Raw genomic sequence first — 21163 nt, 5'->3', positions numbered from 1 at the left:
GTCGCCGGGGGTTCCCTCTAGCGAGGCCAGGGTCAAACGCGGCCACCGCGTGGTCGGCGAGGACACTGAGCTGATCGAGAAACTCGGCGGCAAGGACCCGTGTCCTTGTGGCTCAGGGCGGCGGTTTCAGCCGGTGCTGCCGAGCGAGCGGCCGGTTCGACGACACGATGGGCCACTACTACGTCCGTGATTGAAGGGAAGCGGCTGTTGTCTGTGCCCCCGATGAAGAACCTGCTCGTTGCCCACGCTCCTTCGCGGCGGCGTGGTGGGCCTGCCACGCCGTAGCCATCCTCCGAGCAAACGGTTAGCATAGGAAACTATCGTCAGATTTTCGATGCATCGTCAGCGTGAAGAAGATCTCTGTTGCAATCGATTGCCCGTGCAGTAACGTCGGGTTATGCGGGCGATCAGGCTGTTGCAGCTCACAACGTTTGTGAGCACGCTCGACCGGTTCGTGATGCCGCCGATGCTGATCTCCATCGCTGCCGATATGGGTGCTTCACTGTCCGAAGTCGTGCGCGCGGCCAGCGTCTACTTCCTCGTCTACGGGCTGATGCAGCTCGTGTGGGGCACCGTCTCGGACGCGCTGGGGCTGGTCAGGACGATGCGGCTGACGATGCTCGCCGCGGCGGTCTCGACGATTGCCGCGGCTTTCGTCGGCAATCCGCTCTGGCTCGCCATCAGCAGGGGCTTCGCCGGTGGTTTCTTCGGTGCGGCCTACCCGGCGAGCCTGGTCTATCTCGGGGACACGATCCCCGCCAAGGAACGTCAGCCGGAGATCACTCGCTTGATGGTCGGCACTGCCATGGGCATCGGGCTGGCGTCGATCGGTGCGGGCCTGATCGCCGAGCTTCTGTCGTGGCGCGCCGCTTTCGTCGCCACCGGGATCGCGTCCCTCGTTCTGTTCATCCTGCTGCGCAAGCTGCCGCAGCCTCCACTGACCCGCAAAGGCAGCAGTGTCGTCAAGGCGATCGTGTCGGTCGGCCGGACCAAGGCCGCTGTCTTCGTTCTGCTGCTGGCGTTCACCGAAGGCGTTGTGCTGCTTGGCGTTCTGACGTTGCTTCCCCCTGCCGTCGAGCAATCCGGTGCCACGCCGACGATCGCCGGAGCGGTCACCGCGGTGTACGGGATCGCAGTGTTTCTGATGACGCGGGTGGTCGTGAACCTGACCACCCGGTGGCATCCGGCCAAGCTCATCGGCATCGGCGCGGGCGCGGGCGTTCTCGCGTGCGCGTTGCTGTCGATCGAGCAGACACCGTGGATCACGGTCATCGCGGCTGTCCTGTTGGGACTGGCGTGGACCGCGATGCACTCGTCGCTGCAGACGTGGGCGACCGAGGTGGTGCCGGACGCGCGCGCCACCATGATCTCCCTGTTCGCCACCGCGTTGTTCGCGGGCAGCGCTGTCGCCGCCGCCGCGGTCGCCGGACTGGTCGAGGCGGGCGCCTACGGCACGATCTTCTTCATCGCCGCCGCCCTCACTGTCCCCTTGGGACTGTTCGCCACTGTCAGCCGTGCACGGTGGCGTGAACCTTGATCGGCAGCTTGTTCAGGCCACGCAGGTTGATCCGGTTGTTCACCTCAATCTCCCCGTCCAGCGCCAGGTCTGGGAACCGTTGCACCATACGGCCGATCGCGATCTGCCCCTCGAGCCTTGCCAGCGCCGCGCCCAGGCAGTGGTGCGGCCCGCCGCCGAACGACAAGTGATGCCGGGCTTCCTTGCGATCCAGCCGTAGCTTGTCCGCGTCCGGGCCGAACACCTTCTCGTCGCGATTGGCAGCCGCCAGGCACGCGATCACGAACGCACCGCGCGGGATCTGGAGACCACCGGCTTCGTGCGGCGAGATCATGATCCTTCTGGTCTGCTGCACCGGCGAGTCGTAGCGCAGGAACTCCTCAACGGCGTTGGCCGTGAGGTCCGGCCGCTGCCTGAGCAGCGCGTGCTGGTCAGGATTGCGCAGCAGAGCCAAAGTTCCGTTGGCGATCAGGTTGACCGTCGTCTCGTGGCCCGCGACGTACAGCAGGACCACCTGCGAGACCAGCTCGTCCTCGTTGAGCACTTGGCCTTCGTGCTCGGCCGCGATCAACGCGGTCAGCAGGTCGTCAGCCGGGTTGGCCCGCTTCCACGCCACCAGGTCCCTGGTCAGCGTCTGCAGCTCGACCGCAGCGGAGAAGATTGCCTGTGCCGTCTCCTCGTCGGCGACGGGTTCGAGCGAGCGCACCAGAGTCCCGGACAGGTCACGGATCCGCGCGTTGTCGACCGGGGGCAGGCCGAGCATCTCCGAGATCACCGCGAACGGCAGCGGGAACGCCAGCTGCTCGACCAGGTCCGAACTCCCCCGCTCGGCCATCTCGTCGAGTGCGCGGTCGACCAGCTCGGTGATCCGCGGCTCCAGCGCGGAGATCGCCCGTCGGGTGAAAACCTTCGTCACCAGCGCCCGCAGGCGGGTGTGGTCGGGTGGATCGCGGTCGAGCATCGACGCGCTCAACGCCGCGGCACCCGGGCCCGAGTCGAGCGTGGCGCCCGGATGCGCAGGCGGGACGTCGGATATGTTGCGGATCTCGACTGACTGGCCCGCCCGAAGCAGGGCCAGCACGTCGTCGTACCGGCTCAGGAACCAGAAGCCAAGTGGGTGATCTTGGACGGGGTGTTCCTCGGACAACTGCTTGTAGTGCGGGTACGGATCGTTGAAAAACCCAGGTAAGAACGGGTTGAACCAGACCCTCTCCTGCTCAGCCACAGGCCCTCCCACATACGCTCTGTCGGTCACATACACAGCGTATGTCTTATGCTTTGCGCATGTCCAGAGTTGCCAGCCGGCGCGAGCAGTACTCCCAAGCGACAAGGGCGGCACTACTGGCCGCGGCCACCCGCCGGTTCGCCGAACAAGGCTTCGCCAAGACGGCACTCGAGGACATCGCCGCGGACATCCAGGCCACCCGCGGCGCGATCTACCACCACTTCGCCAACAAGACCGCGTTGTTCGAAGCGGTCTTCGAAGAGCTGGAACACACCGCACTGCAGGAGTCCGCTGAGGCCGCCGCGTCGGCGAGCGATCCGTGGGAAGCGGCTTTCCGCGCGCTCGACGTCTTCCTTGAGCACTGCTGCGATCCGGTCTACGGAAAGGTCGTCTGGCAGGAAGGACCGATCGCCCTCGGCTGGCCGCAATGGCTCGCGGCGGAGGAGGCGCTGGCGTACGGCTTCATCCAGCAGTTGCTCAGCGACCTGATGGACACGGGCCAGTTGGAACGGCAGCCGTTGGAGACCACCACCCGGCTGGTCTTCGGCATGCTCACGGCGGCGGGCATGACATTGGCAGACGCGGCGGAATCGGCGAAACCGCAGCTGAAAGCCGAGTACCTGGCCATGATCGGCAAGCTGGTCGGCGCGCTTCGGCCTGCGCCGAACCCGGCATTCGGGTGACCGAGCACTCCAGGGGTGGCCGCGGCTCCGAATAGTCGGCGTGACCACTCAGCAGCCACAACCCGCGCCAGCCACCCGGTGCAAAGAAACTGCAATGGGCCGGGCGAGAATTCCGGACATGACCGGCGACCGATTACCTCCCGTGACAGTGGTGGTCGCCGACCGGAGCCCCATAGTGTCCACAATGGACGGTATCACCGTCGTCGGCAGCGCGCAGACCGGCCCGCAGGCGCTCAGTGCGGTCCTGCGGCACCGACCTGACGTGCTCGTTCTCGATCCCCACGACGCCGGAATGAACACCATCCGAGATGTCGTGCGCGCCGCTCCCGACACCGCGGTGCTCGTGGTATCCACGCTTGACGACGACACGTCGATCCGCACGGCCGTGCAGGCAGGCGCCCGCGGCTACCTGGTCAAAGGCACCGAAAAAGCGAGCATCGTGCCCGCGATCCGTGGCATGGCCGCCGGTGAGGTGATCTTCGGTGCCGGGATCGCCGCCCGGATCGGCTCATTGCTGAGCGGCACGGACGAGTTGACGGCCAGGGAACAGCAGATCATGCGAATGCTGCGGGCAGGGCTCTCCACCGGGGCGATCGCACGCGAACTGCATGTCGCGCCCAAGACCGTCCGCAACAACCTGTCGTGCATCTACGCCAAACTCAGGGTTTCCGGTCGCGCCGAGGCCATCGCCACCATGACCGAGCCGGCTCAGCCGGTGGCGCGGGCGGTGGTTTCGGGCGGCTCGCCCGCCATCGCGCCACAACCTCTTCGACATCCACCCGGCCGACGCGAAGGATGAACGGGCCGGACGGCGCCCGCAGCCACTCGACGATTTCGGCGTTGAGGTCGACGACCAGTTCGCGGACCTCACGTTCGGACCTCAGCTCACGAACGGTTTCCGGGAGCCGCTCGATTTGCTTGCGCAGCCGCAACGGCGTCGGCAGCAGCGTCTCGGCGGTGAGCCCCTCGCGTTTCATGTAGTCCTTGAGCCACCAGTCGTCCTCCACCTGTTTCCCGGCTCCGGGCAACGGCTTGCCGGTGCCGGGCAGGTCGTCGAAGTCGCCGCGTTCCCGCGCCATCCTGACCTGCCGGTCGACCCACGTCTCGAAGGAGATGTCGGACGGCTTGCGTTCGGTCATAACCCCATGTTACGGACGGAACTTGTCGTCGATATCCGGAATCCAGAACGCGACCTCAAGAGTGCGCATCCGCGCCCAGTGACCAAGCATCCGCCCTTGGACGACCAAAGCAATACCGCCGATGAGAAACAGCACGGCACACGTAATGGCGAAGACCGGGCTACGACCGGCGAACAACTCCACGATCGCCGCGACAGCACCGAAAAGGACAGGTGGCGCACAGTTGCGCAGCATCAGTCCGGTGGCACGTACCCGGGAGGCGTCCGCGCCCACTTCCGCGTCCTGCAACTGAATGGCCGCGAGCAGGAGAAACGGATCGGCTTGGACGAATGGGCGGTCCTTGGCGGACGGATTGCGGCGCAGGAATTCCGCGGTGACGTCACGCTTGCGGCGCTTCGGCAGGATCTTGTGCGCGAGCAAGCCGAGAGGATAGGCAAGGTAGCCGAGCAGGTAGCTCAGCAGCACGACGACGATGACCAGCAGGAACGACGGTGACTTGAGCACGGCGGCCAAGTCGATCCATTGCGCCCGGGCCGCGATGTAGGTGAAGAGGGCGACATAGAGCGAACCCGGGATGGCGTAGGTGAACAGCTCGAAGACACCGACTGCGATGGTCACCGGGGCATTCAAACAGAAGCAGCCGCGTGCTCCACAGTGGCGTTGGGCTCCCCTGGATGGCGAGACTGTCGCGTGGGGGTGTCAGAGCGGGTTGGCCGTCGGTGGGCCTGAGTCCGGGGCCGCACCGGGCACGGCGAACCACAACACGAACGTGCTTCCCTGGCCAAGCCTGGAAAATACTGCTACGCGACCACCGTGGGACTCCACGATCTGCCGCACGATCGCCAACCCGAGCCCGGTGTGCCCATCGCCCTTCTGCGGCCCGCGCCAAAACCGGTCGAACACCCGGTTCTGGTCCTCCCCCGCGATCCCCGGGCCGTTGTCCGCCACCGCGATCCACAGCCACGACGCGGAACGCCCGGCACCGATGGTGATGGGCGCTCCCGGAGAAGACAGCCGGATCGCGTTGGACAACAGATTCCCGACCGCGCGCCGCAACCCGTCGTGATCACCGATCATCAACAGCGACGGCTGCACCTGGTAGTCCAGCCGGAGCTGCTTTTCGGCCGCGAGCACCGCGAACTCCTCCCCTGCCTCGAACGCGATCGCACCGAGGTCCACGTCGGCGTCGGCGAGCGATCCCGCGTCGCGCCGGGCGGTGGCGAGCAGGTCCTCGACCAGGCGGGACATTCGCGACGTGGCTCGGTCGATCACCTCGACCGCTCTGGTCTGCTCCGCCGGGCTGGCCTGAGTGGACTTCAGCGACGCGTCGAGATGCGCCCGGATCACCGCCAGCGGCGTGCGCAACTCGTGGGACGCGTCGTCGATGAGCTGGCGTTGTGCCCGGAACGCGCCGTCGAGACGGTCGAGCATCGCGTCGATGGTGTCGGCCAGCTCGCGCAGTTCGTCTTTGGTGCCACCGAGATTGATCCGCCGGGACAGGTCCGTCGCCTGGATGTCCTGTGCCGCGCGGGCGATCGACCGGGCCGGGCGAAGGGCTCGGCCGGACAGGATCCAGCCGATGCCCAGGCTGGCCACGAACAGGCCGCCGAGTGCGTATCCGGAGTACGTCCGCATCGCGTTCAGCGTCCGCAGCGTGATCTCGGACTCGATCTCCTGCACAGACGCCACTTCCATGGTGCCGAGCGGGATCTCGGTGCCGTCGGCCCGCCGTTTGACCAGCTCGGCCTCGTACCGTTTGGTGATCGCCTGTGGATCGGTTGTGCGCTCGACCGCGACGTATGTGACCAGCAGTCCGCCACCGGCGAGTACGAACAGCAGCGTCGAGTACAACACCGTCAGCCGGAACCGGATCGAGCGCACAAACCGCATCACACCTCCTTCAAGCGATATCCCTTGCCCACCACGGTTTCGATCATCGGTGGTTCGACGCCGAGCTTGCGCCGCAACGTCCCCACGGTCACCCGCACGGTCTGCGTGAAGGGGTCGATGTTCTCGTCCCACACGTGTTCCAGCAGGTCCTCTGTGGACACCACGTGCCCTGGCCTGGTCATCAGGTACTCAAGGACAGCGAACTCCTTGGGCGAGATGGCGACCTTTCGTTCGCCGTACCAGACCTCGTGCTTGGCCGTGTCCACGCGAAGCGGACCATGGGTGAGAACCGCTGTGCTGCCACGGGTTTCTCGGCGCAGCACGGCACGGACCCTGGCGAGCAACTCGTCCAGCGCGAACGGCTTGACCAGATAGTCGTCCGCGCCCTGGTCAAGGCCGCGGACACGGTCGGGCAACCCGCCGCGCGCGGTGAGCATCAGCACTCGCAGGTCACGGCCGCCGACAACAGGCATCGAGCCATCCCGGATCGCCTTGCACACCTCGAAACCGTCACCGTCGGGCAACATCAGGTCCAGCAGCAGCATGTCGTACTCGTTGACCGTGAGCCGTTCGTACGCGGCGGCCACGGTTGTCGCGTGGTCCACCGCGTACCCGGCCCGCCGAAGTCCGATCTGCACGGCCTCAGCGAGATCTTCCTCGTCCTCGACGAGCAACAATCGCATGGATCAACTCACCTACTGCTCGAGATGATGCGTTCGGCGACGCTCGCGGCCCGGTCGACCGGGATGGCGAACCCGACCCCGATCGACCCGCCGCCCTCAAACGTGGCGATCGCGGTGTTCACGCCGATCACCTCGCCACGCGAGTTGACCAGCGGCCCACCGGAGTTGCCCGGGTTGATCGACGCGTCGGTCTGCACCGCCGACTGCTGGCTGCCGCCGATGCGAGCCTGCCGGTCGACCGCGCTGACGATGCCCGACGTCACCGAGCCGGCAAGGCCGAGTGGCGAACCGATCGCGAGAACCTGTTCACCGACCCGGACATCGGCCGACCGGCCGAGCACGAGCGGGTGCAGACCCGGGCCTGGTTCGACACGCAGCACAGCTATGTCGCTGCTTGGATCGGTGCCGACAACTGTGGCAGTGCGCCGCGTGCCGTCCGCACCGGTCACGGTCACCGACGACGCCCCGGCGACAACATGGCTGTTGGTGATGATGTGCGCCCGGTCGTCGATCACGAACCCAGAGCCGGTCGCGGTCCGGCCGCCTCGCGGTGCCTGCACGGACACCACGCCCGCCCGGACGTGCTCGGCCACGCTCACCAGGCTGCCGGGCGGCGCATCAGGAGCCGGTGCGGCGCGAGTGACTGTCGCCGTGCCTGGTTCGCCGGAGCCGCCCGCGTACCACCCGGCAAGACCGCCGGTGCCCGCCGACACCGCCACGATCAGCACGCCCGCGCCCACGATCCGGCCCCACCGGCTGGGTGCTTTCGGCCCGGCCAGTGCGGGTGGGATCTGCGGCGGAGGCGCCGCGTGTGGCCCTTCGGCTGACTGGAAATCCGGACCTCGCGGTTCGCCCAGTCCATTGTGGGTAGTGGTCATCCTTGGCCTCCTACGGGATCCGCGAGAACCAGAACATCGACGCCGCGGTCGTGCCCAGTGCGAGCAGCAGCCCGATGCCGATGAACCGGCTGGAGATGTCGCGCTGTTCGGTGTCGTAGCCGACCGAGGAACCGATGTCGGCGTAGACGTCACGCAATTCGGTCGCGGTCGAGGCCTCGTGGTACGTCCCGCCGGTCTGCTCGGCGACTGCACGCAACGTCTCACCGTCAACCGGAACCGCCTGCTGGGTGCCGCCGATCTCGACAGACCCGTTGGCAGTGCCGACCGAGATGGTGTCGACCGGGATGTTCGACTGCGCCGCCTCAGCGGCCGCCTCTTCCGGCTCACGCCCGGTGGTGTTGGCACCATCGGAGAGCACCACCGCACGAGCGGGCGGCGGATCCTGCGCCGCCGAGTCGTCCAGCGACCGCACGGCTTGCAGCGACGCGGTGATCGCCTCGCCGATGGCCGTACCACTCGACCCGGCCGAGCCCAACGTGAGCCGGTCGATCCCCTCCCGCAGTGCCGTCCGGTCAGTCACCGGAGGAACTACGACGGAAGCATTGCCGGCAAAGGCAACCAGACCGACGTTGAAGCCGTCAGGCAACAGCCCGACGAATTCGTGAGCCGCCGCACGGGCAGCCGCCAACCGGTCAGGCGCGACATCCGTAGCGCCCATTGACCGTGACACGTCAACCGCGACGACCACGGTCGCGCGTTCCTTGGGCACCTGGACCGCAGCGGTCGGCTGGGCGAACCCGACGACCAGAACCGCCAACATGGCAAGGAACAACCCGGCAGGAACATGCCTGCGCCAGCCGGGCTTCTTGGGCGCGACCTTGTCCAGCAACGGAAGGTTGGTGAACCGCACCGCGTACTTGCTGCGCCGCCGCTGCACCACGATGTAGGCGACGAGCAAAGCGGCGACGGCGGCCAGCAACCACAACCGGCCCGCTGATAAGAACGTCATCTTCTGCCTCCCAGAGCCAGCCGACGCTGGGCGTGTACGTGCCGCACGATGTCGGCGACCCAGTCCCGTCCGGTGCTGAGCGCCACGTGCGCGGCACCGGCCGACCGCAAACCCTGTTGCACCGCAAGGCGTTGCTCGGCCGCGGCGGCCGCGTACCGTTCCCGCAGCGCACGGCTGCCGGTCGCGATCTCGCGTTTCCTCCCGGTCTCGGGATCGACCACAGTGAGCAGCCCGACGTCCGGCAGCTCCATCTCACGAGGATCGGTCACCTCGATCGCGATCACCTGATGCCGGGTGCCGAGCCTGCGCATCTCCCGCGCCCAGTCGCTCTCGTCAAGGAAATCCGAGACGATCACGACCAGCGCGCGCCGACGCAGAGCCCGATGCAGGCCACGGATCGCGTCCGCCAACGGAACTTGCTGCCCTTCCTGCGCACGCGGCAGCGCAAGCAGTTTGCGCAGCAAGCCGATCAGGTGCACACGGCCTGCCCGTGCCGGATACCGGCGAACGCCTTCGCTGGTGAGAATGCCCGCGCCGAGCCGATTCCCGGCGCCCGCGGTGAGGAATCCGATCGCCGCGACAGCCGCGACGGCCAGCTCCCGTTTCTCCAGCTCGACAGTGCCGAAATCCATGCTCGGCGTGGCATCCACGAGCACATGCGTGGACAACTCGTGCTCTGCCACCGTTTCCCGGATGTGCGGCATGTCAGTACGTGCCGTCACCGCCCAGTCCATGCGGCGTACCTCGTCCTCACCCGGCCGGTACTCACGACTGCCGGCCAGCTCGCTGCCCGCACCGGGCAACAAGCCCGCGTACTCGCCGCGCAGTAATCCGTCGAGCCTGCGGGTGATGGTCAGCTCCAACTGCCGGATCCGGCGATCCGGCATCAGCTGGCTGACGCTGGTCATGCCACGCTCGCCTGCATCGGGGTGATCTGCGGAACCGGCACGCTGGCAACGATGTGCCGCACCACGGACTCCGCGGAGACACCGTCGGCCAGCGCGTCGAACGTCAGCACAAGGCGATGTGCCAGAACGTCGACAGCCAGCTCCTGGATGTCCGCCGGGAGCACGTAATCACGCCCGCGCAACAACGCCAGAGCCCGCGCGGCAGCGGCCAGGCCCAGAGTCGCACGTGGACTGCCACCGAAAGCGATCTTGTCGGCGAGCCCGACCCGTTCCGGCTGACGCGAGGTCAGCACGAGCCGCACGATGTACTCGGCGAGAGCGTGGTGGATGTAGACATCCCTGACCTGCTCCTGCAGCCCGAGAAGGGTCTGCGGATCGAGCACCTTGCGCGGTACGGGCCTGCGCACGCCCATCCGGTACAGGATCGCCAACTCGTCCGACTCGGTCGGGTAGTCGACGATCACCTTCATCAGGAACCGGTCCCGCTGAGCCTCCGGCAGGGCGTAGACCCCTTCGGACTCAATGGGGTTCTGCGTGGCCAGCACCAGGAACGGCTTCGGCACCTGGTAGGAGTGGTCACCGATGGAGACCTGGCGCTCGGCCATGGCCTCCAGCAACGCCGACTGGACACGCGCGGGTGCCCGGTTGATCTCGTCCGCGACCACGATGTTCGCCATGATCGGGCCGAGTTCGACGTCGAACTCCTCGCGGGAGGCCCGGTAGATCCTGGTGCCCACGATGTCCGATGGCACCAGGTCCGGGGTGAACTGGATCCGGGCGAACGACCCACCGGCCGCCGTGGCCAGCGTCTGCGCCGCAAGGGTTTTCGCGACGCCCGGCATACCTTCGAGCAGGCAGTGCCCGTCGGCGAGCAATGCGACGACGAGCCGCTCGACCAGCCGGTCCTGTCCGACGATCATGCGCTTGACCTCGAACAGGGTCTGCTCGAGCGGCCCGGCAGTGGACACCGTCGTCACAGGGTCTCCGCGCTCGGCGCCGGTGCCGCGTTGCCGTCCGCGCCGCCGCCGTTCTTCTCCGGGCAGTCACGCTGGGGCTGCTGCTGATCCTGCTGGGGCTGCTGCTGATCGGGCTGCGTGGGCTGCTCCTGCTGAACGATCCGCACGCTCGGCGTGGGCTCGTCGGCGGTGCTCGCCCATGCGACTCCACCGACGGTTCCCGCCATCACGGCCGCTCCAGCAACGAGCAGTCCAACGGTCCTCTTCCTCATCTGCTGATCCCTTCCGTGATTTCACGCTCAGGATCACTATTGCAGCAGGAAAGACCGAAAAACCCGCGAAGCAAAAACCGCGTTAAGTGCGACAGTGAATCGACAGCTGCACAGAGTTAATTGACCAGGCCACGCCGATAAGCCTCGAAAAACCGACGGGGAACCGACAGTTTCCGGCCGTCGGGAGTGGTGACCACGACGAGGTCGGCGGCGCTCGCCTTCCATTGCGCGCGCCGATGCCTGGTGTTGCTGCGCGACTTCTTGCGCTTGGGGACAGCCATCAACGCCTCCTGTCGCCGTAGCGCTGACGGAACTTCTCGACCCGGCCCGCGCTGTCGACGAGCCGCTGCTTGCCGGTCCAGAACGGGTGCGAGTCGGAGGTCACGTCGACCACGATCAGCGGGTAGGTGTTGCCGTCCTCCCACTCGATCGTCTTCGTCGATGTGGCCGTTGACCTGGTCAGAAAGGACTTGCCGGTGGAGCCGTCCTTGATGACCACCGGATGGTAGTCGGGGTGGATGCCTGGCTTCATGACCGGGACTATACGCTTATCGACAACGGTTGTCGTTTTCAGGAGGTCGGTGTGGCCAAGAAGTCGAAGATCGCAAGGGACAAGCAGCGCAGGGAGGTCGTGGCCCGGTACGCCGAGCGGCGGGCCGAGCTGAAGGAGATCCTGCGGTCGCCGTCGTCATCCGAGGAGGCACGGGACGCCGCGTGGGCTGAACTGCAGAAGCAGCCGCGGAACGCGAGCGCCACACGGCTGCGAAACCGGGACGCGGTCGACGGACGCCCGAGGGGTTATTTTCGGGCTTTCGGCTTGTCCCGCGTCCGGCTGCGGGAAATGGTCCACAATGGGGAGTTGCCCGGGGTCCGCAAGTCGAGCTGGTGATCAATGACAAGACTGGCCGTAGCGATCTGGCCGCCGCCGCGAATAGTGGCGGCGGTGCGAGAGCTGCCACGGCCAGCGGGTCCGGCATGGGCATCCCCTGAGCAATGGATGGTGAAACTGCGCCCGCTCGGGCATGTGCCCGCGGATCTGGTCGCCGATCTGACCGAAGCACTCGCAGCGGAACTCGAAGACGCCGAAGAGGCCAGCTGTGTCCTTGGTCCCCAGACCCGGATGCTGGGCGGCCAATGGCTGGGAATTCCCGTGGCGGGCCTGGACGACCTGGCCGCCACGGTCTTCGACGCGACGATTCCCATCGTCCCGGTGACCCATCCCCAGCCCTTCAAGGCGGACATTGTCATCGCCCGGGGAAAGGTCCCGAAAACCCTGGCCGGAGAACCGGTTTCCGGGACCTGGCAGGCTTCGGCAGTGCACCTGGTCGCGGACCGGTCCAGCCCACGAGGACCGAAGTTCGAGAACCTGGCCGAGTTCCGGCTCAGCTCCCCGTCTCACACCTCGAACCGCTGTCGCGACTGACCGACCCACGAGCGTTCGACACCGTGACGGTGATGCTTGCCTGGTTGTCGGATCCGCACCGGTGAGTCATGAACTTGCTGTCGTTCTCGTCGGGAACCGCGAACCCGTCGACGACCCACCGGACCTGCACCTGCGCTGGCGTCGTGGCCAGCTCGCACTGAAAAGTGCCGCGCCCCAGCGATCCGCACTCCAGCTTGGTGATCACGGGTGGGTCGATCAGCGTGAAGGTGGCCGAGACGCTTTGCTGCCCGGTCATGGTCAGCGAGCACGTGGCGCCCTGACCGGCACAAGCCCCGCCCCAACTGGTGAACGTCCGGTCGTTCGCGGGATCGGCGGTGAGCTGGATCGACGTTCCCGCGTTGCGGGTCACCGAGCAGGTCGACGGGCAAGTACCCCCGCCACCGATGAGAATCCGCCCACCGGTGGGCGAAGCGATGGTGAGCGTCGCCTGCGGGACCGGCCGGGACTCGAACGTGTACGTGACGTTCTTCGCGGTATCCACGGTGACATCACAAGAGGCGCCGGAACTCCCCGAACAGGCCCCGCCCCAGCTGCCGAGCTGATGGGTCGCGTCGGGCCGCGCGGTCAGCGTCACCTGAGTATTCGGCTGCAGGTCCACCGAACACGTCGGTGGGCAGTCGATCCCGCCACCGCTCACACTCCCGCCACCCCCGGGAATGCTGACCGCGAGCCGGACAGTGGGCACCGCGAACACGTTGACAGTGACGGAAGTCGGCGCCTGCCGCCCATCTGGCAAGGTCGCGACCACTGTGATCATGTAAGACCCAGCCGTGGCCCACCGGTGAGTCGTGGTCGTGCCACCGCCAGTGCCGCCGTCCCCGAATGTCCACTGTGCACTGACAGGTTGGTCGCCGTTGAGGTTGTTGACTCGCAACGTGACCGTCTGGTTCGCCGTCGGTGTCGTGGTGCTCATCGTGATCTCAAGCCGCGGTTCCGCAGGTGTGGGAGGCGGCGAGCTGCTCGAGGACGGCGGAGGCGTCGACGAACCGGACGCTAGAGGCGTGGGCGGATCGGACAGATCGGAGCGATCGGGTACGTCCGGCTGGCCAGGACTGACCGGCACCTGGCCAACGGATGTCTGTTGAGCGACCTGAGTAGGCACCACAGAACCACCGCGCGATGGAGGAACAGCCTGGCTGGACCCGGTTTGCCGGGGCGGCGCGGAAGGCGTGACCGTGCCGTTCAACCCACGAGCCGGGTTCTTGGCGTCGTATTTGGCCGCGTTGACGACTGTCCCGTCGAGCTGGATCACACCTGCCCGCTCGGAGTTCGTGTCGTTGTAGAACACCACCCCGTCCCGGACCAGCAGTTCGAACCGGACATCCGGCGTGAGCACGGTCGGTTTGGCGATCACGCGGGACCGCTGCATGTCGATGATCCAGACCTGCCCGGTCTTGTAGTCGGGTACGAAAACCTGGTTACCCGACTCCACCGCGGGCCCGAACGCGTTGCCTTCACTCAACGATATGGCCTTGCCGCAATCACCGGCGGCAACGTCGCACACGTTCAGCACACCGCGGCTCAGCACCACATAAAGCCGGTCGTCATGCCGCGACCCGGAAACCTGCACGGATTCCGTGGCACCGATGGGCAACTCGATCGGATCGGCCGGCCGTCCGGTGTCACTGTCGATGCTGATTGCCTTACGCCCAGCGATATCCACGACCACTGGACGCCCGTTGACCATGACCAGTTCGGAGTTGCCGGGCTGGGCCACCTGGCGGCGGATGTTGAGTTTTCCGTCCCGCACATGGGACAGGTCGCCGGTACGCGCGTCGATCGCCCACAACGTGCCGTTGTCGTCAATCGTGGCCGTTCCCGCCGCGAACGTAACGGCGTCACCGCGCGGAGCCAGGTTCTTGGGATCGGTATAGGCGAGCATGCCCCGCCGTTTGTCCACTGTGTACACGACGTCACGGCTGGGTACAGCCGTGAGGCCAGCGGCAGCGTCGGGAATCGGCGACCGGGGTTCACTGAGGTCGAACGTTCCGCCGTCGACCCGCCGCACTGTTCCGGCCGTTTGATCGACGGCGTACGCGGTCGAACCTTGTTGTGCCACTTCAAGACTGTTGCCAGCGGGGGCGACTTGAACCTGGGCGGCGACCTCGACGTTGCTGCCGTCCAGCAACGTCACCTGACCAACCTTCGACGAGGTCAGCCATGCGGCACCGGACAACAGCCGCACATCCCGCACAGGCTCGCCGTCGTCCGAACCGATCACCACGATCACACCCAGCAGCAATGCCGCCACGACCGCCAACCCGACGCGTGCTAAACCACTCAACGCCCCTCCTCCGCCTGTGCCATAGCGGATTCGTTGCGGGGCATCAGGCGGTTTGGCCGGAGGTTATCAGTGCCAGTCCTGCCGGTCAGCCCACTCCTTCAGGGTTGTCGTGCCACGCCGGACAATCGCCTGGTCAAGCGGTGGCGCGGGGTTTTCGTACGACGCGGCGACGCCAGCAGCCGCCTCGGCGCCGATGAAAGGACGGAGCATTTCCCGATATTCGGCCGGAGCAATCGTCCGCCAACGAACGGACGAACCCAGCGCGGCAGCGACCTGTTCCCCCGTCAGATCCTCCGGCCCAGCCACAGCTTGTACGGACGCGTCGGCCGTCAGCAGATCCGTGATCGCAGCTGCCACGTCGCTTGCCGCCACCCACGGCACAGCAAGCTCGGTAGGCAGCGGATACACAACCTCACCCGCAGCGACCAAAGGAGCTGACCACGGCGCCCCGAGGTTCTCCATGTACGTCATGGCAGGCGCGACCATGGAGACGGTCCCGACAACGTCAGGCAACTGCGCGCTCACCAATACGCGTGCGTCGACGTAGGGCACACCGATCGCCACATCGGGCACGGCAGCACTCCGGTTGAACACAACCCTGGGCACCTTCGCTTTCTCCAGCGCCACGAGAACCGCCTTCGCCTGAGTCAGCGCGGTCTCGTCGAAAAGCAGAGGAAGCTGCAACACGACACCGTCCACCCCGGTGTAGGCAGCGACCAGAGCATCGACGTCGGCGAGGTCAGCGGCGACGGCCTCGACGCCCGCCAGATCTCCAGGTTTACGGGCCACCGCGCGAACTGTGTGCCCGGCATCGAGGAGGTCCCGGACGACGGCTGATCCTTGGGCGCCGGTCGCGCCGTGCACGACGATCTTCAACGAAGTCATGCGAGCGAAGTTAGTTCCCAGATTGAACTAGTACCCAGAAAGTGCCATAGTTTCACAATGGAAACCGTTGCTGAGCAGCAAGTTCACCCGGAACTCATGGCGGCGCGGACCGATCAGGAATGCGGGATCGGGCGGACGCTGCAGGTGCTCGACGGCAAGTGGACGACGCTGATCGTGCGTGAGCTGCTCACCGGGCCGCTCCGGTTCACCGAACTGCGCGCCGGAATCGGCCCGGTGAGCGCGAAGACGCTGACCGATCGACTGCGGGTGCTGGAGCACCAGGGCATCCTCACGCGCACGATCTATCCCGAAGTCCCGCCGCGCGTGGTGTACGAACTCACCGAACAGGGTCTGAGTCTGCAGACCGTTCTGCTCGCCATGCTCCGCTGGGGCCGCGCTCACCCCGCCTGACCCGCCAACTCACCACCCACCACCCGGCCCACGCCCACCCCACCTGACCCGCCAACTCGCCACCCTCCGCCCGGGCACCGCCTGACCGGCCTTCCGCATCCGCCTTCACGCCACCATGAAATGGGCGCCTGCATTCAGAATTCAATGCACAGCGCCCACACCCGCCTGCCCTCTGCACTCTGCATTCAGAGTTCAGCATTCAGCACGCCGAAAGCAGCGCTGCGCCCTGCACTCTGAATTCAGAATTCGATGTCAGCGCTTGCAGCAGCATGTCCTCCCAGTCGAACCCCGCGCTCGCCTCAGGCTCAGGCCTCCGTCTCAGCCTCCGCCTCAAGCGCCTCGGCCAACCCCCCGCTGCGCGTCGGCATAGCTCCTCGCCGCACTGTGCAGCGGCTCGATCGAAGCCGCGAGGGTGCCGGGCTCTCGGTCCGCGGCCAGGTGGCTCAGTTCGTGCAACGGGATCACGCTTGCCCAGAAGGCCGATGGCGTGTTGGACCGGACCGTCGGGACCCTGTCGTACATCGAGTCGATCACGTCCCGGTAGTACCAGTGCCCGGGAGCGTTGCGGATCAACGTCTCGCCGATGTACCGGACCGCGCCCACCACGAACGGATCATCGGCCGCCGCCTTCACCTCCGCCCGGCTGGCGAACCTCGAAGTGACCAGCGGTTCCAGCGCCGCCAGTGAACCGAGTGAGAAGTCGAAAGGGAAATCCCCCGGCAGGAACCGACCCCGCCAAGCAGTCAGCGCCGAGTCCATTTCGGACAACCACCGGTCCAGGAACGCCTTGGCCGGTTCGGTCATTGTCCGGCGGTCCTGCTGCATGTACCACTCCACGGTCTCCGGCTCGGCCGTGGGCGCGGCACCGCGCAGCGGATACCTCCTATCCAGGCTATGGAAGTCGAGGCCGAACTCATCCCGGAGTGTCCTCGCCTGTTGGGGTGTCGCCAGGACGTAGACATCGTCGTCGCAGCCCACCCTCTTGGACCGCTCCACGAGGTGAAACGTGCGCGGGTCATCACCGCCGGGGTCGACGTCGCTGATCTGTTCCGCCACCGCTCCTTGGTCCACGTAGTCCTCGGACAGGTGCTCCATGTGCCACCACACGGACTCGCCGTTGCGCCGGAAGTGCAGCTTGTCGGAGCCGCTCTCGCCACGTACAAGCGTGACGTCGGAGACGACCACCGCGCCTCCGGTCACGGCGGTTACCTCCTCTTCCAACATGTAGCTGTAGTAGTCCTCAACGAAGTCGACGTCGTCCCCGTGCACCGAGACGGCCACGCCGAACTCGGGCAGCCAGCTGATCAGACCGCGTTCGTCCAGGTCCTCGTCGAGGTGTTCGGCGTTCCACTCGGCAATACCCGCCAGCACCGCGGCGGCCTTCTCATCCGTCACCATGCCAAGGCTCGTCAACCGATCGGCCACTGTGCGCACTGTCATCCCAGCCATGCGGGGGATTGTGTCGAGATGAGCCGCACGCCTTGGCCAGTAAGACGCAGCTTTCAGCTTCCTGCAGCGAGAGTGACAACCGTGCCGGTACGGCGGGCGTGCTCGGCTGCCCAGACAAGCTGGTGCGACGCAAGGCTTTCCCGGCCGTCGGTCAAGATCAGCCCGGTGTCACCGGTGCGGACTGCCTCGACGAAGGCATCAACAAGCCCTTGATCACCGCCGCCGTGCCCGTCGGCGGCCGTAGCCCCACCGGCCGCTCCCGGGTCGACGATCTCCGGGCCGGTCAGGAAGTCGTGGATGGCGATGGTTTCCCCGTCGCCCTCGATCGAACCCCGGGTGCCGAAGATCCTCGTCTTGCGGTGTGAATAGGCGGCGAACGCGGTCATGGTGAACGACGCCGTCACGCCACCGGAGTACTCGATGTTGACCACCTGATGGTCGACCACGTCGTTGTCGCACGCGTACACGCAGCGGCCGTACGGTCCTTCGCGCAAGGCGTTCATCAGGCCATCGATAGTGCGGTCCGTGGTGACCACGGACAACGGCCAGTTCTTGTGCGGTTGTTCGAGGAACGGCATGTAGATCCGTGGCGCCGAGTACGGGCAGGTCGCCTCCACCGCGCAGTCCAGGCAACGGTCAGCGGCCCCTTCCGGCTTGCGTTCCGCCCGGAACTCGTACAGCCCGCCGAAGGACGAGACCCGCTCAGCCGGCCTGCCGATGATGTAGGCCAGCCAGTCCAAGTCGTGACAGGACTTGGTCATCAGCATGAAGCTCGACTCGTCCTCGCGGCGCCAGTTGCCGCGGACGTACGAGTGGGCCTGGTGCCACCAGCCCACCGGCTCCAGGTGTTCGACGCTGACGATGTCGCCGATCCGCCCACTGTCAACAATCTGTTTGAGAGCCCGTGAGTACGGCGTGTAGCGCAGCACGTGACACACCGCCAGCAGCACACCCGCTTCCTCCACCGCCCGCACGATCCGCTCGCAGTCCGCTTCGGACGTGGCCATGGGCTTCTCCAGCAGCAGGTGATACCCGCGGCGAGCGAGCTCGACGGCGGGCTCGACGTGGTACTGGTCCTGCGTGGAGACCACGGCGATGTCCGCCAGCCGTGGCCGGTCCAGCATGTCGCGCCAGTCGTCGAAGACCGCGTCGGCTGGCACGTCGTATCTCTCGGCGAAGAGCTTCTGTGCCGCCGGGCGCGGCTCGGCGACGGCAACGATCCGCGCGTGGCCCGTCTTCACCGCTCCGGCGGCGTAGTTGTTGCCGCGGCTGCCTGCCCCGACGATGGCGATGGTCACCGGATCCGACAAGCTCGACCTCCCGTGGATTGATCAGCCACGCTCTAGCATGGTCGGCTGCGGGTCACTGCGGTGAGAATTTCTTTGGCGGGGATGTCCGGGTGGCGGATCCTGCTTCGACGTCTCTGGCGTAACACCCCCAGAGAGGAGCGGCACCATGAAGTACATGATCATGCTGATGGGTTCGCAGCGCGACTACGACGTGCTGACCGGCAACACCCCGGCCGACCGCCAGGCCTGGACCCTCGAGGAGGTCCAGACGCTGCACAAGTTCATGGGCGACTGGAACAACGCACTGGTCGAGTCCGGTGAGTTCGTCGAGGCCCGTGGCCTGAGCGACCCCGCCCACACCCGCCGGGTCAGCGCCAAGGACGGCGTGCCCGTGGTGACCGACGGGCCGTACCCGGAGACGCAGGAAGTGCTCGCCGGGTACACGATCGTGGAATGCGAGAGCATCGACCGCGCGACTGAGATCGCGGCGCAGCTGATCAACACCCCGCACCCGGAGCACGCGCAGCTGGACACCGAGTGGTACGTGGACATCCGGCCGATCGCCGAGCACGCGCCCGAACCGGAGATCTGATGCCGGTCACCGAGCTCGAGGGCCTGCTGCGGACACTCGCGCCGCAGGCCCTCGGCGCGGTCGTCCGCCGCTACGGCCACTTCGACACGGCAGAGGACGCCGTGCAGGAGGCTTTGCTCGCGGCGGCGACCCAGTGGCCGTCGGACATGCCCAGCAATCCGTTGGGGTGGCTGATCACAGTCGCTTCCCGCCGGTTGACTGACCTGCTGCGCAACGAGCAGGCCCGTCAGCGGCGTGAGAACACTGTCGCCCAGCGGGTTCTGCCCGAGGACTGGCTCGCCCCGGCGGCCGACCGGCCCGCGTCGGACTCGGACGACACGCTGATCCTGCTGTTCATGTGCTGCCATCCCGCGCTGTCCGTGCCGTCGCAGATCGCGTTGACGTTGCGGGCGGTCGGCGGGTTGACCACGGCCGAGATCGCCCGGGCCTTCCTGGTGCCGGAAGCGACCATGGCCCGGCGGATCAGCCGGGCCAAGCAGAGCATCAAGGACAGTGGCGTTCCCTTTGCCGTGCCTCAGGGTTCCGCTCGGTCCGAGCGGCTCGGGGCCGTGCTGCACACGCTGTACCTGATCTTCAACGAGGGGTACGCGAGCACCTACGGCCCCGACTTGCAGCGGGCCGATCTCGCGGCTGAGGCCATCCGGCTGACTCGCCTGGTCCACCGGCTGCTGGCGGACGACTGCGAAGTCGCCGGGTTGCTGGCGTTGATGCTGCTCACCGATGCCCGGCGGCCTGCGCGGACCTCTCCCGACGGCGAACTGGTGCTGCTGGCCGAGCAGGACCGTGCCTTGTGGGACGCCGAGCTGATCTCCGAAGGCGTGGCGCTGATCAGCTCGGTGCTGCCTCGGGGCGAGGTTGGGCCCTATCAGGTCCAGGCCGCGATCGCCGCGGTGCACGATGAGGCCCAGTCATACGCGGAGACTGACTGGGCTCAAATCGTTGCCCTGTACGAGGTTCTGCTCAAGATCTCGGACAACCCGATGACTGCCCTTGGTCACGTCGTCGCCGTCGCCATGAGCCAAGGGGCTTCGGCTGGCATGCTGTTGCTGGACAAGCTCGCCGGCGAGATCGGCAAGCACCACCGGTTTCTCGCCGTCCGGGCTCACCTGTTGGAGATGCTCGGGGACGTCGACGGTGCTCGCGCGGCTTATCAGTCCGCCGGGGAGTCGGCCACCAGCGTTCCCATGCAGCGCTACCTCTTCGGCAAGGCGTCAGCGCTCTGACTGGCGCGCTTACTTCGGCGGGAGCCGCTTGGCCTCCCCGATCTCGCACTTGATCTCGCCCTTCAACGGGGTGTCACCGGGGATCTTCTCGGTGATGGTCTGCCCAGGGGTCATCCGGTTCTTGGCGAACCGGGCCTCGCTCTTGCCGCCGGCGGCGTCCGTGATGTTCACCCCGACGACGTACCGCTGGTCCTGAGCGGTGCTGTTGGTGACTTCCAGGGTGACGTCCTGCCCGTACGACTTGTTCAGGCACTGCGTGATCTTCACGTCCGCCGCCGCGGAAGTGTCCTCTTTGGTGTCGGTGGCCGCCGCCGAGGTGCCCGGCTGGTTCTGGTTCTCGTTCTGGACAGGCACGGGCGAGCCGGTTTCCTTGCTGCCGCAGCCACTCAGCGCGAGCGCGAGTAGCGCGGTCGGCACAGCCAGCACTGCCGGTCGGTTCATTGTGACGTCTCCCGGAAATCGCCCG

Annotated in this window: 25 protein-coding genes and 1 pseudogene; 9 read left to right on the top strand and 17 right to left on the bottom strand. The window is 66.6% G+C overall.

What is annotated here, in order from left to right; all coding sequences use genetic code 11:
• Positions 1–49: 49 nt before the first annotated feature.
• Together B9C43_RS60070 and B9C43_RS03925 are read left to right on the top strand one after the other, a co-directional pair.
• Positions 50–190, top strand: a complete 141-nt coding sequence (locus B9C43_RS60070; protein WP_200825414.1) for an SEC-C metal-binding domain-containing protein — start codon at positions 50–52, stop codon at positions 188–190.
• Between the two features lie 207 nt (positions 191–397).
• Positions 398–1537, top strand: coding sequence for an MFS transporter (locus B9C43_RS03925; protein ID WP_084424638.1), 1140 nt, complete (start codon positions 398–400; stop codon positions 1535–1537).
• On the opposite strand, the gene B9C43_RS03920 is transcribed toward B9C43_RS03925, so the two are convergent.
• Entirely contained in the window at positions 1509–2741 is a 1233-nt protein-coding gene (locus tag B9C43_RS03920; RefSeq protein ID WP_084424636.1) for a cytochrome P450, read from the bottom strand. The genes B9C43_RS03925 and B9C43_RS03920 overlap by 29 nt on opposite strands.
• A gap of 59 nt (positions 2742–2800) precedes the next feature.
• On the opposite strand from B9C43_RS03920, the gene B9C43_RS03915 reads away from it, so the two are divergent.
• Both B9C43_RS03915 and B9C43_RS03910 read left to right on the top strand, forming a co-directional pair.
• Positions 2801–3424: a TetR/AcrR family transcriptional regulator gene (locus B9C43_RS03915; RefSeq protein WP_033393459.1), complete on the top strand. Its 624-nt coding sequence runs from the start codon at positions 2801–2803 to the stop codon at positions 3422–3424.
• Between the two features lie 94 nt (positions 3425–3518).
• Positions 3519–4055 (top strand): annotated as a pseudogene (locus B9C43_RS03910) (response regulator); the annotation flags it as partial.
• Positions 4056–4083: 28 nt separating this feature from the next.
• Here B9C43_RS03910 and B9C43_RS58330 read toward each other — a convergent pair.
• The 11 genes from B9C43_RS58330 to B9C43_RS03855 form a co-directional block, all read right to left on the bottom strand.
• On the bottom strand, positions 4084–4563 hold the full coding sequence (locus tag B9C43_RS58330; RefSeq protein ID WP_084424634.1) for a DnaJ family domain-containing protein: 480 nt from the start codon (positions 4561–4563) through the stop codon (positions 4084–4086).
• A 9-nt stretch (positions 4564–4572) separates the two neighbouring features.
• Positions 4573–5181, bottom strand: a complete 609-nt coding sequence (locus B9C43_RS03900) for a hypothetical protein (protein WP_084424633.1) — start codon at positions 5179–5181, stop codon at positions 4573–4575.
• Between the two features lie 81 nt (positions 5182–5262).
• On the bottom strand, positions 5263–6453 hold the full coding sequence (locus B9C43_RS03895) for a sensor histidine kinase (protein ID WP_084424631.1): 1191 nt from the start codon (positions 6451–6453) through the stop codon (positions 5263–5265).
• On the bottom strand, positions 6453–7136 hold the full coding sequence (locus B9C43_RS03890) for a response regulator transcription factor (RefSeq protein WP_033393456.1): 684 nt from the start codon (positions 7134–7136) through the stop codon (positions 6453–6455). Before B9C43_RS03890 ends, B9C43_RS03895 begins: the two co-directional genes overlap by 1 nt.
• A gap of 8 nt (positions 7137–7144) precedes the next feature.
• A complete protein-coding gene (locus tag B9C43_RS03885; protein WP_084424629.1) occupies positions 7145–8014 on the bottom strand; it encodes a S1C family serine protease in 870 nt (289 codons plus the stop codon).
• Between the two features lie 10 nt (positions 8015–8024).
• A complete protein-coding gene (locus B9C43_RS03880) occupies positions 8025–8984 on the bottom strand; it encodes a VWA domain-containing protein (RefSeq protein WP_084424627.1) in 960 nt (319 codons plus the stop codon).
• Positions 8981–9892 (bottom strand): DUF58 domain-containing protein, encoded by a 912-nt coding sequence (locus B9C43_RS03875; protein ID WP_084424625.1) that lies wholly within the window; start codon positions 9890–9892, stop codon positions 8981–8983. Before B9C43_RS03875 ends, B9C43_RS03880 begins: the two co-directional genes overlap by 4 nt.
• Positions 9889–10869, bottom strand: a complete 981-nt coding sequence (locus B9C43_RS03870) for an AAA family ATPase (protein WP_268811550.1) — start codon at positions 10867–10869, stop codon at positions 9889–9891. Before B9C43_RS03870 ends, B9C43_RS03875 begins: the two co-directional genes overlap by 4 nt.
• Positions 10866–11120: a hypothetical protein gene (locus B9C43_RS03865; protein WP_084424623.1), complete on the bottom strand. Its 255-nt coding sequence runs from the start codon at positions 11118–11120 to the stop codon at positions 10866–10868. Before B9C43_RS03865 ends, B9C43_RS03870 begins: the two co-directional genes overlap by 4 nt.
• Before the next feature lie 116 nt (positions 11121–11236).
• Positions 11237–11401, bottom strand: a complete 165-nt coding sequence (gene rpmF, locus B9C43_RS03860; protein WP_033392793.1) for a 50S ribosomal protein L32 — start codon at positions 11399–11401, stop codon at positions 11237–11239.
• Positions 11401–11652, bottom strand: a complete 252-nt coding sequence (locus B9C43_RS03855) for a type B 50S ribosomal protein L31 (protein ID WP_033392794.1) — start codon at positions 11650–11652, stop codon at positions 11401–11403. The genes rpmF and B9C43_RS03855 overlap by 1 nt, the downstream gene beginning before the upstream one ends.
• A gap of 51 nt (positions 11653–11703) precedes the next feature.
• Here B9C43_RS03855 and rpsN point away from each other — a divergent pair, with 51 nt between their 5' ends.
• Positions 11704–12009 carry a 30S ribosomal protein S14 gene (gene rpsN / locus B9C43_RS03850; RefSeq protein ID WP_084424621.1) on the top strand — a complete coding sequence of 102 codons (306 nt, stop codon included), beginning with the start codon at positions 11704–11706 and terminating at the stop codon, positions 12007–12009.
• Positions 12010–12012: 3 nt separating this feature from the next.
• Positions 12013–12543 carry a 2'-5' RNA ligase family protein gene (locus B9C43_RS03845; protein ID WP_084424619.1) on the top strand — a complete coding sequence of 177 codons (531 nt, stop codon included), beginning with the start codon at positions 12013–12015 and terminating at the stop codon, positions 12541–12543.
• Here B9C43_RS03845 and B9C43_RS03840 read toward each other — a convergent pair.
• Positions 12503–14848, bottom strand: a complete 2346-nt coding sequence (locus tag B9C43_RS03840) for an InlB B-repeat-containing protein (RefSeq protein ID WP_143446098.1) — start codon at positions 14846–14848, stop codon at positions 12503–12505. The two genes, B9C43_RS03845 and B9C43_RS03840, sit on opposite strands and share 41 nt — an antisense overlap.
• A gap of 66 nt (positions 14849–14914) precedes the next feature.
• Entirely contained in the window at positions 14915–15733 is an 819-nt protein-coding gene (locus tag B9C43_RS03835) for an SDR family oxidoreductase (RefSeq protein WP_084424615.1), read from the bottom strand.
• 57 nt (positions 15734–15790) lie between these two features.
• Here B9C43_RS03835 and B9C43_RS03830 point away from each other — a divergent pair, with 57 nt between their 5' ends.
• Entirely contained in the window at positions 15791–16144 is a 354-nt protein-coding gene (locus B9C43_RS03830; RefSeq protein ID WP_143446097.1) for a winged helix-turn-helix transcriptional regulator, read from the top strand.
• Between the two features lie 330 nt (positions 16145–16474).
• Here the strand turns inward: B9C43_RS03830 and B9C43_RS03825 are convergent, their stop codons facing one another.
• Together B9C43_RS03825 and B9C43_RS03820 are read right to left on the bottom strand one after the other, a co-directional pair.
• On the bottom strand, positions 16475–17593 hold the full coding sequence (locus tag B9C43_RS03825) for a hypothetical protein (protein ID WP_143446096.1): 1119 nt from the start codon (positions 17591–17593) through the stop codon (positions 16475–16477).
• A 53-nt stretch (positions 17594–17646) separates the two neighbouring features.
• A complete protein-coding gene (locus B9C43_RS03820; protein ID WP_143446095.1) occupies positions 17647–18903 on the bottom strand; it encodes a Gfo/Idh/MocA family protein in 1257 nt (418 codons plus the stop codon).
• A gap of 145 nt (positions 18904–19048) precedes the next feature.
• Between B9C43_RS03820 and B9C43_RS03815 the strand changes: the two genes are divergently transcribed.
• Positions 19049–19474, top strand: a complete 426-nt coding sequence (locus B9C43_RS03815) for a YciI family protein (protein ID WP_033392806.1) — start codon at positions 19049–19051, stop codon at positions 19472–19474.
• Positions 19474–20697: an RNA polymerase sigma factor gene (locus B9C43_RS03810; RefSeq protein WP_084424610.1), complete on the top strand. Its 1224-nt coding sequence runs from the start codon at positions 19474–19476 to the stop codon at positions 20695–20697. The genes B9C43_RS03815 and B9C43_RS03810 overlap by 1 nt, the downstream gene beginning before the upstream one ends.
• Before the next feature lie 9 nt (positions 20698–20706).
• On the opposite strand, the gene B9C43_RS03805 is transcribed toward B9C43_RS03810, so the two are convergent.
• Entirely contained in the window at positions 20707–21138 is a 432-nt protein-coding gene (locus tag B9C43_RS03805; RefSeq protein ID WP_084424609.1) for a hypothetical protein, read from the bottom strand.
• Between the last annotated feature and the right edge of the window lie 25 nt (positions 21139–21163).

The organism is Kibdelosporangium aridum, assembly GCF_900176515.1.
Lineage (GTDB): Bacteria > Actinomycetota > Actinomycetes > Mycobacteriales > Pseudonocardiaceae > Kibdelosporangium > Kibdelosporangium aridum.
Note: the sequence above shows the minus strand (reverse complement) of the source record. Positions and strands in the feature narration are given on the sequence as shown.

Bases quoted from the DNA above. Each gene is read 5' to 3' on its own strand.
- B9C43_RS03925 (WP_084424638.1), top strand. From the start codon at position 398: ATGCGGGCGATCAGGCTGTTGCAGCTCACAACGTTTGTGAGCACGCTC.
- B9C43_RS03915 (WP_033393459.1), top strand. From the start codon at position 2,801: ATGTCCAGAGTTGCCAGCCGGCGCGAGCAGTACTCCCAAGCGACAAGG.
- B9C43_RS58330 (WP_084424634.1), bottom strand. From the start codon at position 4,563: ATGACCGAACGCAAGCCGTCCGACATCTCCTTCGAGACGTGGGTCGAC.
- B9C43_RS03895 (WP_084424631.1), bottom strand. From the start codon at position 6,453: ATGCGGTTTGTGCGCTCGATCCGGTTCCGGCTGACGGTGTTGTACTCG.
- B9C43_RS03890 (WP_033393456.1), bottom strand. From the start codon at position 7,136: ATGCGATTGTTGCTCGTCGAGGACGAGGAAGATCTCGCTGAGGCCGTG.
- B9C43_RS03885 (WP_084424629.1), bottom strand. From the start codon at position 8,014: ATGACCACTACCCACAATGGACTGGGCGAACCGCGAGGTCCGGATTTC.
- B9C43_RS03880 (WP_084424627.1), bottom strand. From the start codon at position 8,984: ATGACGTTCTTATCAGCGGGCCGGTTGTGGTTGCTGGCCGCCGTCGCC.
- B9C43_RS03875 (WP_084424625.1), bottom strand. From the start codon at position 9,892: ATGACCAGCGTCAGCCAGCTGATGCCGGATCGCCGGATCCGGCAGTTG.
- B9C43_RS03865 (WP_084424623.1), bottom strand. From the start codon at position 11,120: ATGAGGAAGAGGACCGTTGGACTGCTCGTTGCTGGAGCGGCCGTGATG.
- rpmF (WP_033392793.1), bottom strand. From the start codon at position 11,401: ATGGCTGTCCCCAAGCGCAAGAAGTCGCGCAGCAACACCAGGCATCGG.
- B9C43_RS03855 (WP_033392794.1), bottom strand. From the start codon at position 11,652: ATGAAGCCAGGCATCCACCCCGACTACCATCCGGTGGTCATCAAGGAC.
- B9C43_RS03845 (WP_084424619.1), top strand. From the start codon at position 12,013: ATGACAAGACTGGCCGTAGCGATCTGGCCGCCGCCGCGAATAGTGGCG.
- B9C43_RS03835 (WP_084424615.1), bottom strand. From the start codon at position 15,733: ATGACTTCGTTGAAGATCGTCGTGCACGGCGCGACCGGCGCCCAAGGA.
- B9C43_RS03830 (WP_143446097.1), top strand. From the start codon at position 15,791: ATGGAAACCGTTGCTGAGCAGCAAGTTCACCCGGAACTCATGGCGGCG.
- B9C43_RS03825 (WP_143446096.1), bottom strand. From the start codon at position 17,593: ATGGCTGGGATGACAGTGCGCACAGTGGCCGATCGGTTGACGAGCCTT.
- B9C43_RS03815 (WP_033392806.1), top strand. From the start codon at position 19,049: ATGAAGTACATGATCATGCTGATGGGTTCGCAGCGCGACTACGACGTG.
- B9C43_RS03810 (WP_084424610.1), top strand. From the start codon at position 19,474: ATGCCGGTCACCGAGCTCGAGGGCCTGCTGCGGACACTCGCGCCGCAG.
- B9C43_RS03805 (WP_084424609.1), bottom strand. From the start codon at position 21,138: ATGAACCGACCGGCAGTGCTGGCTGTGCCGACCGCGCTACTCGCGCTC.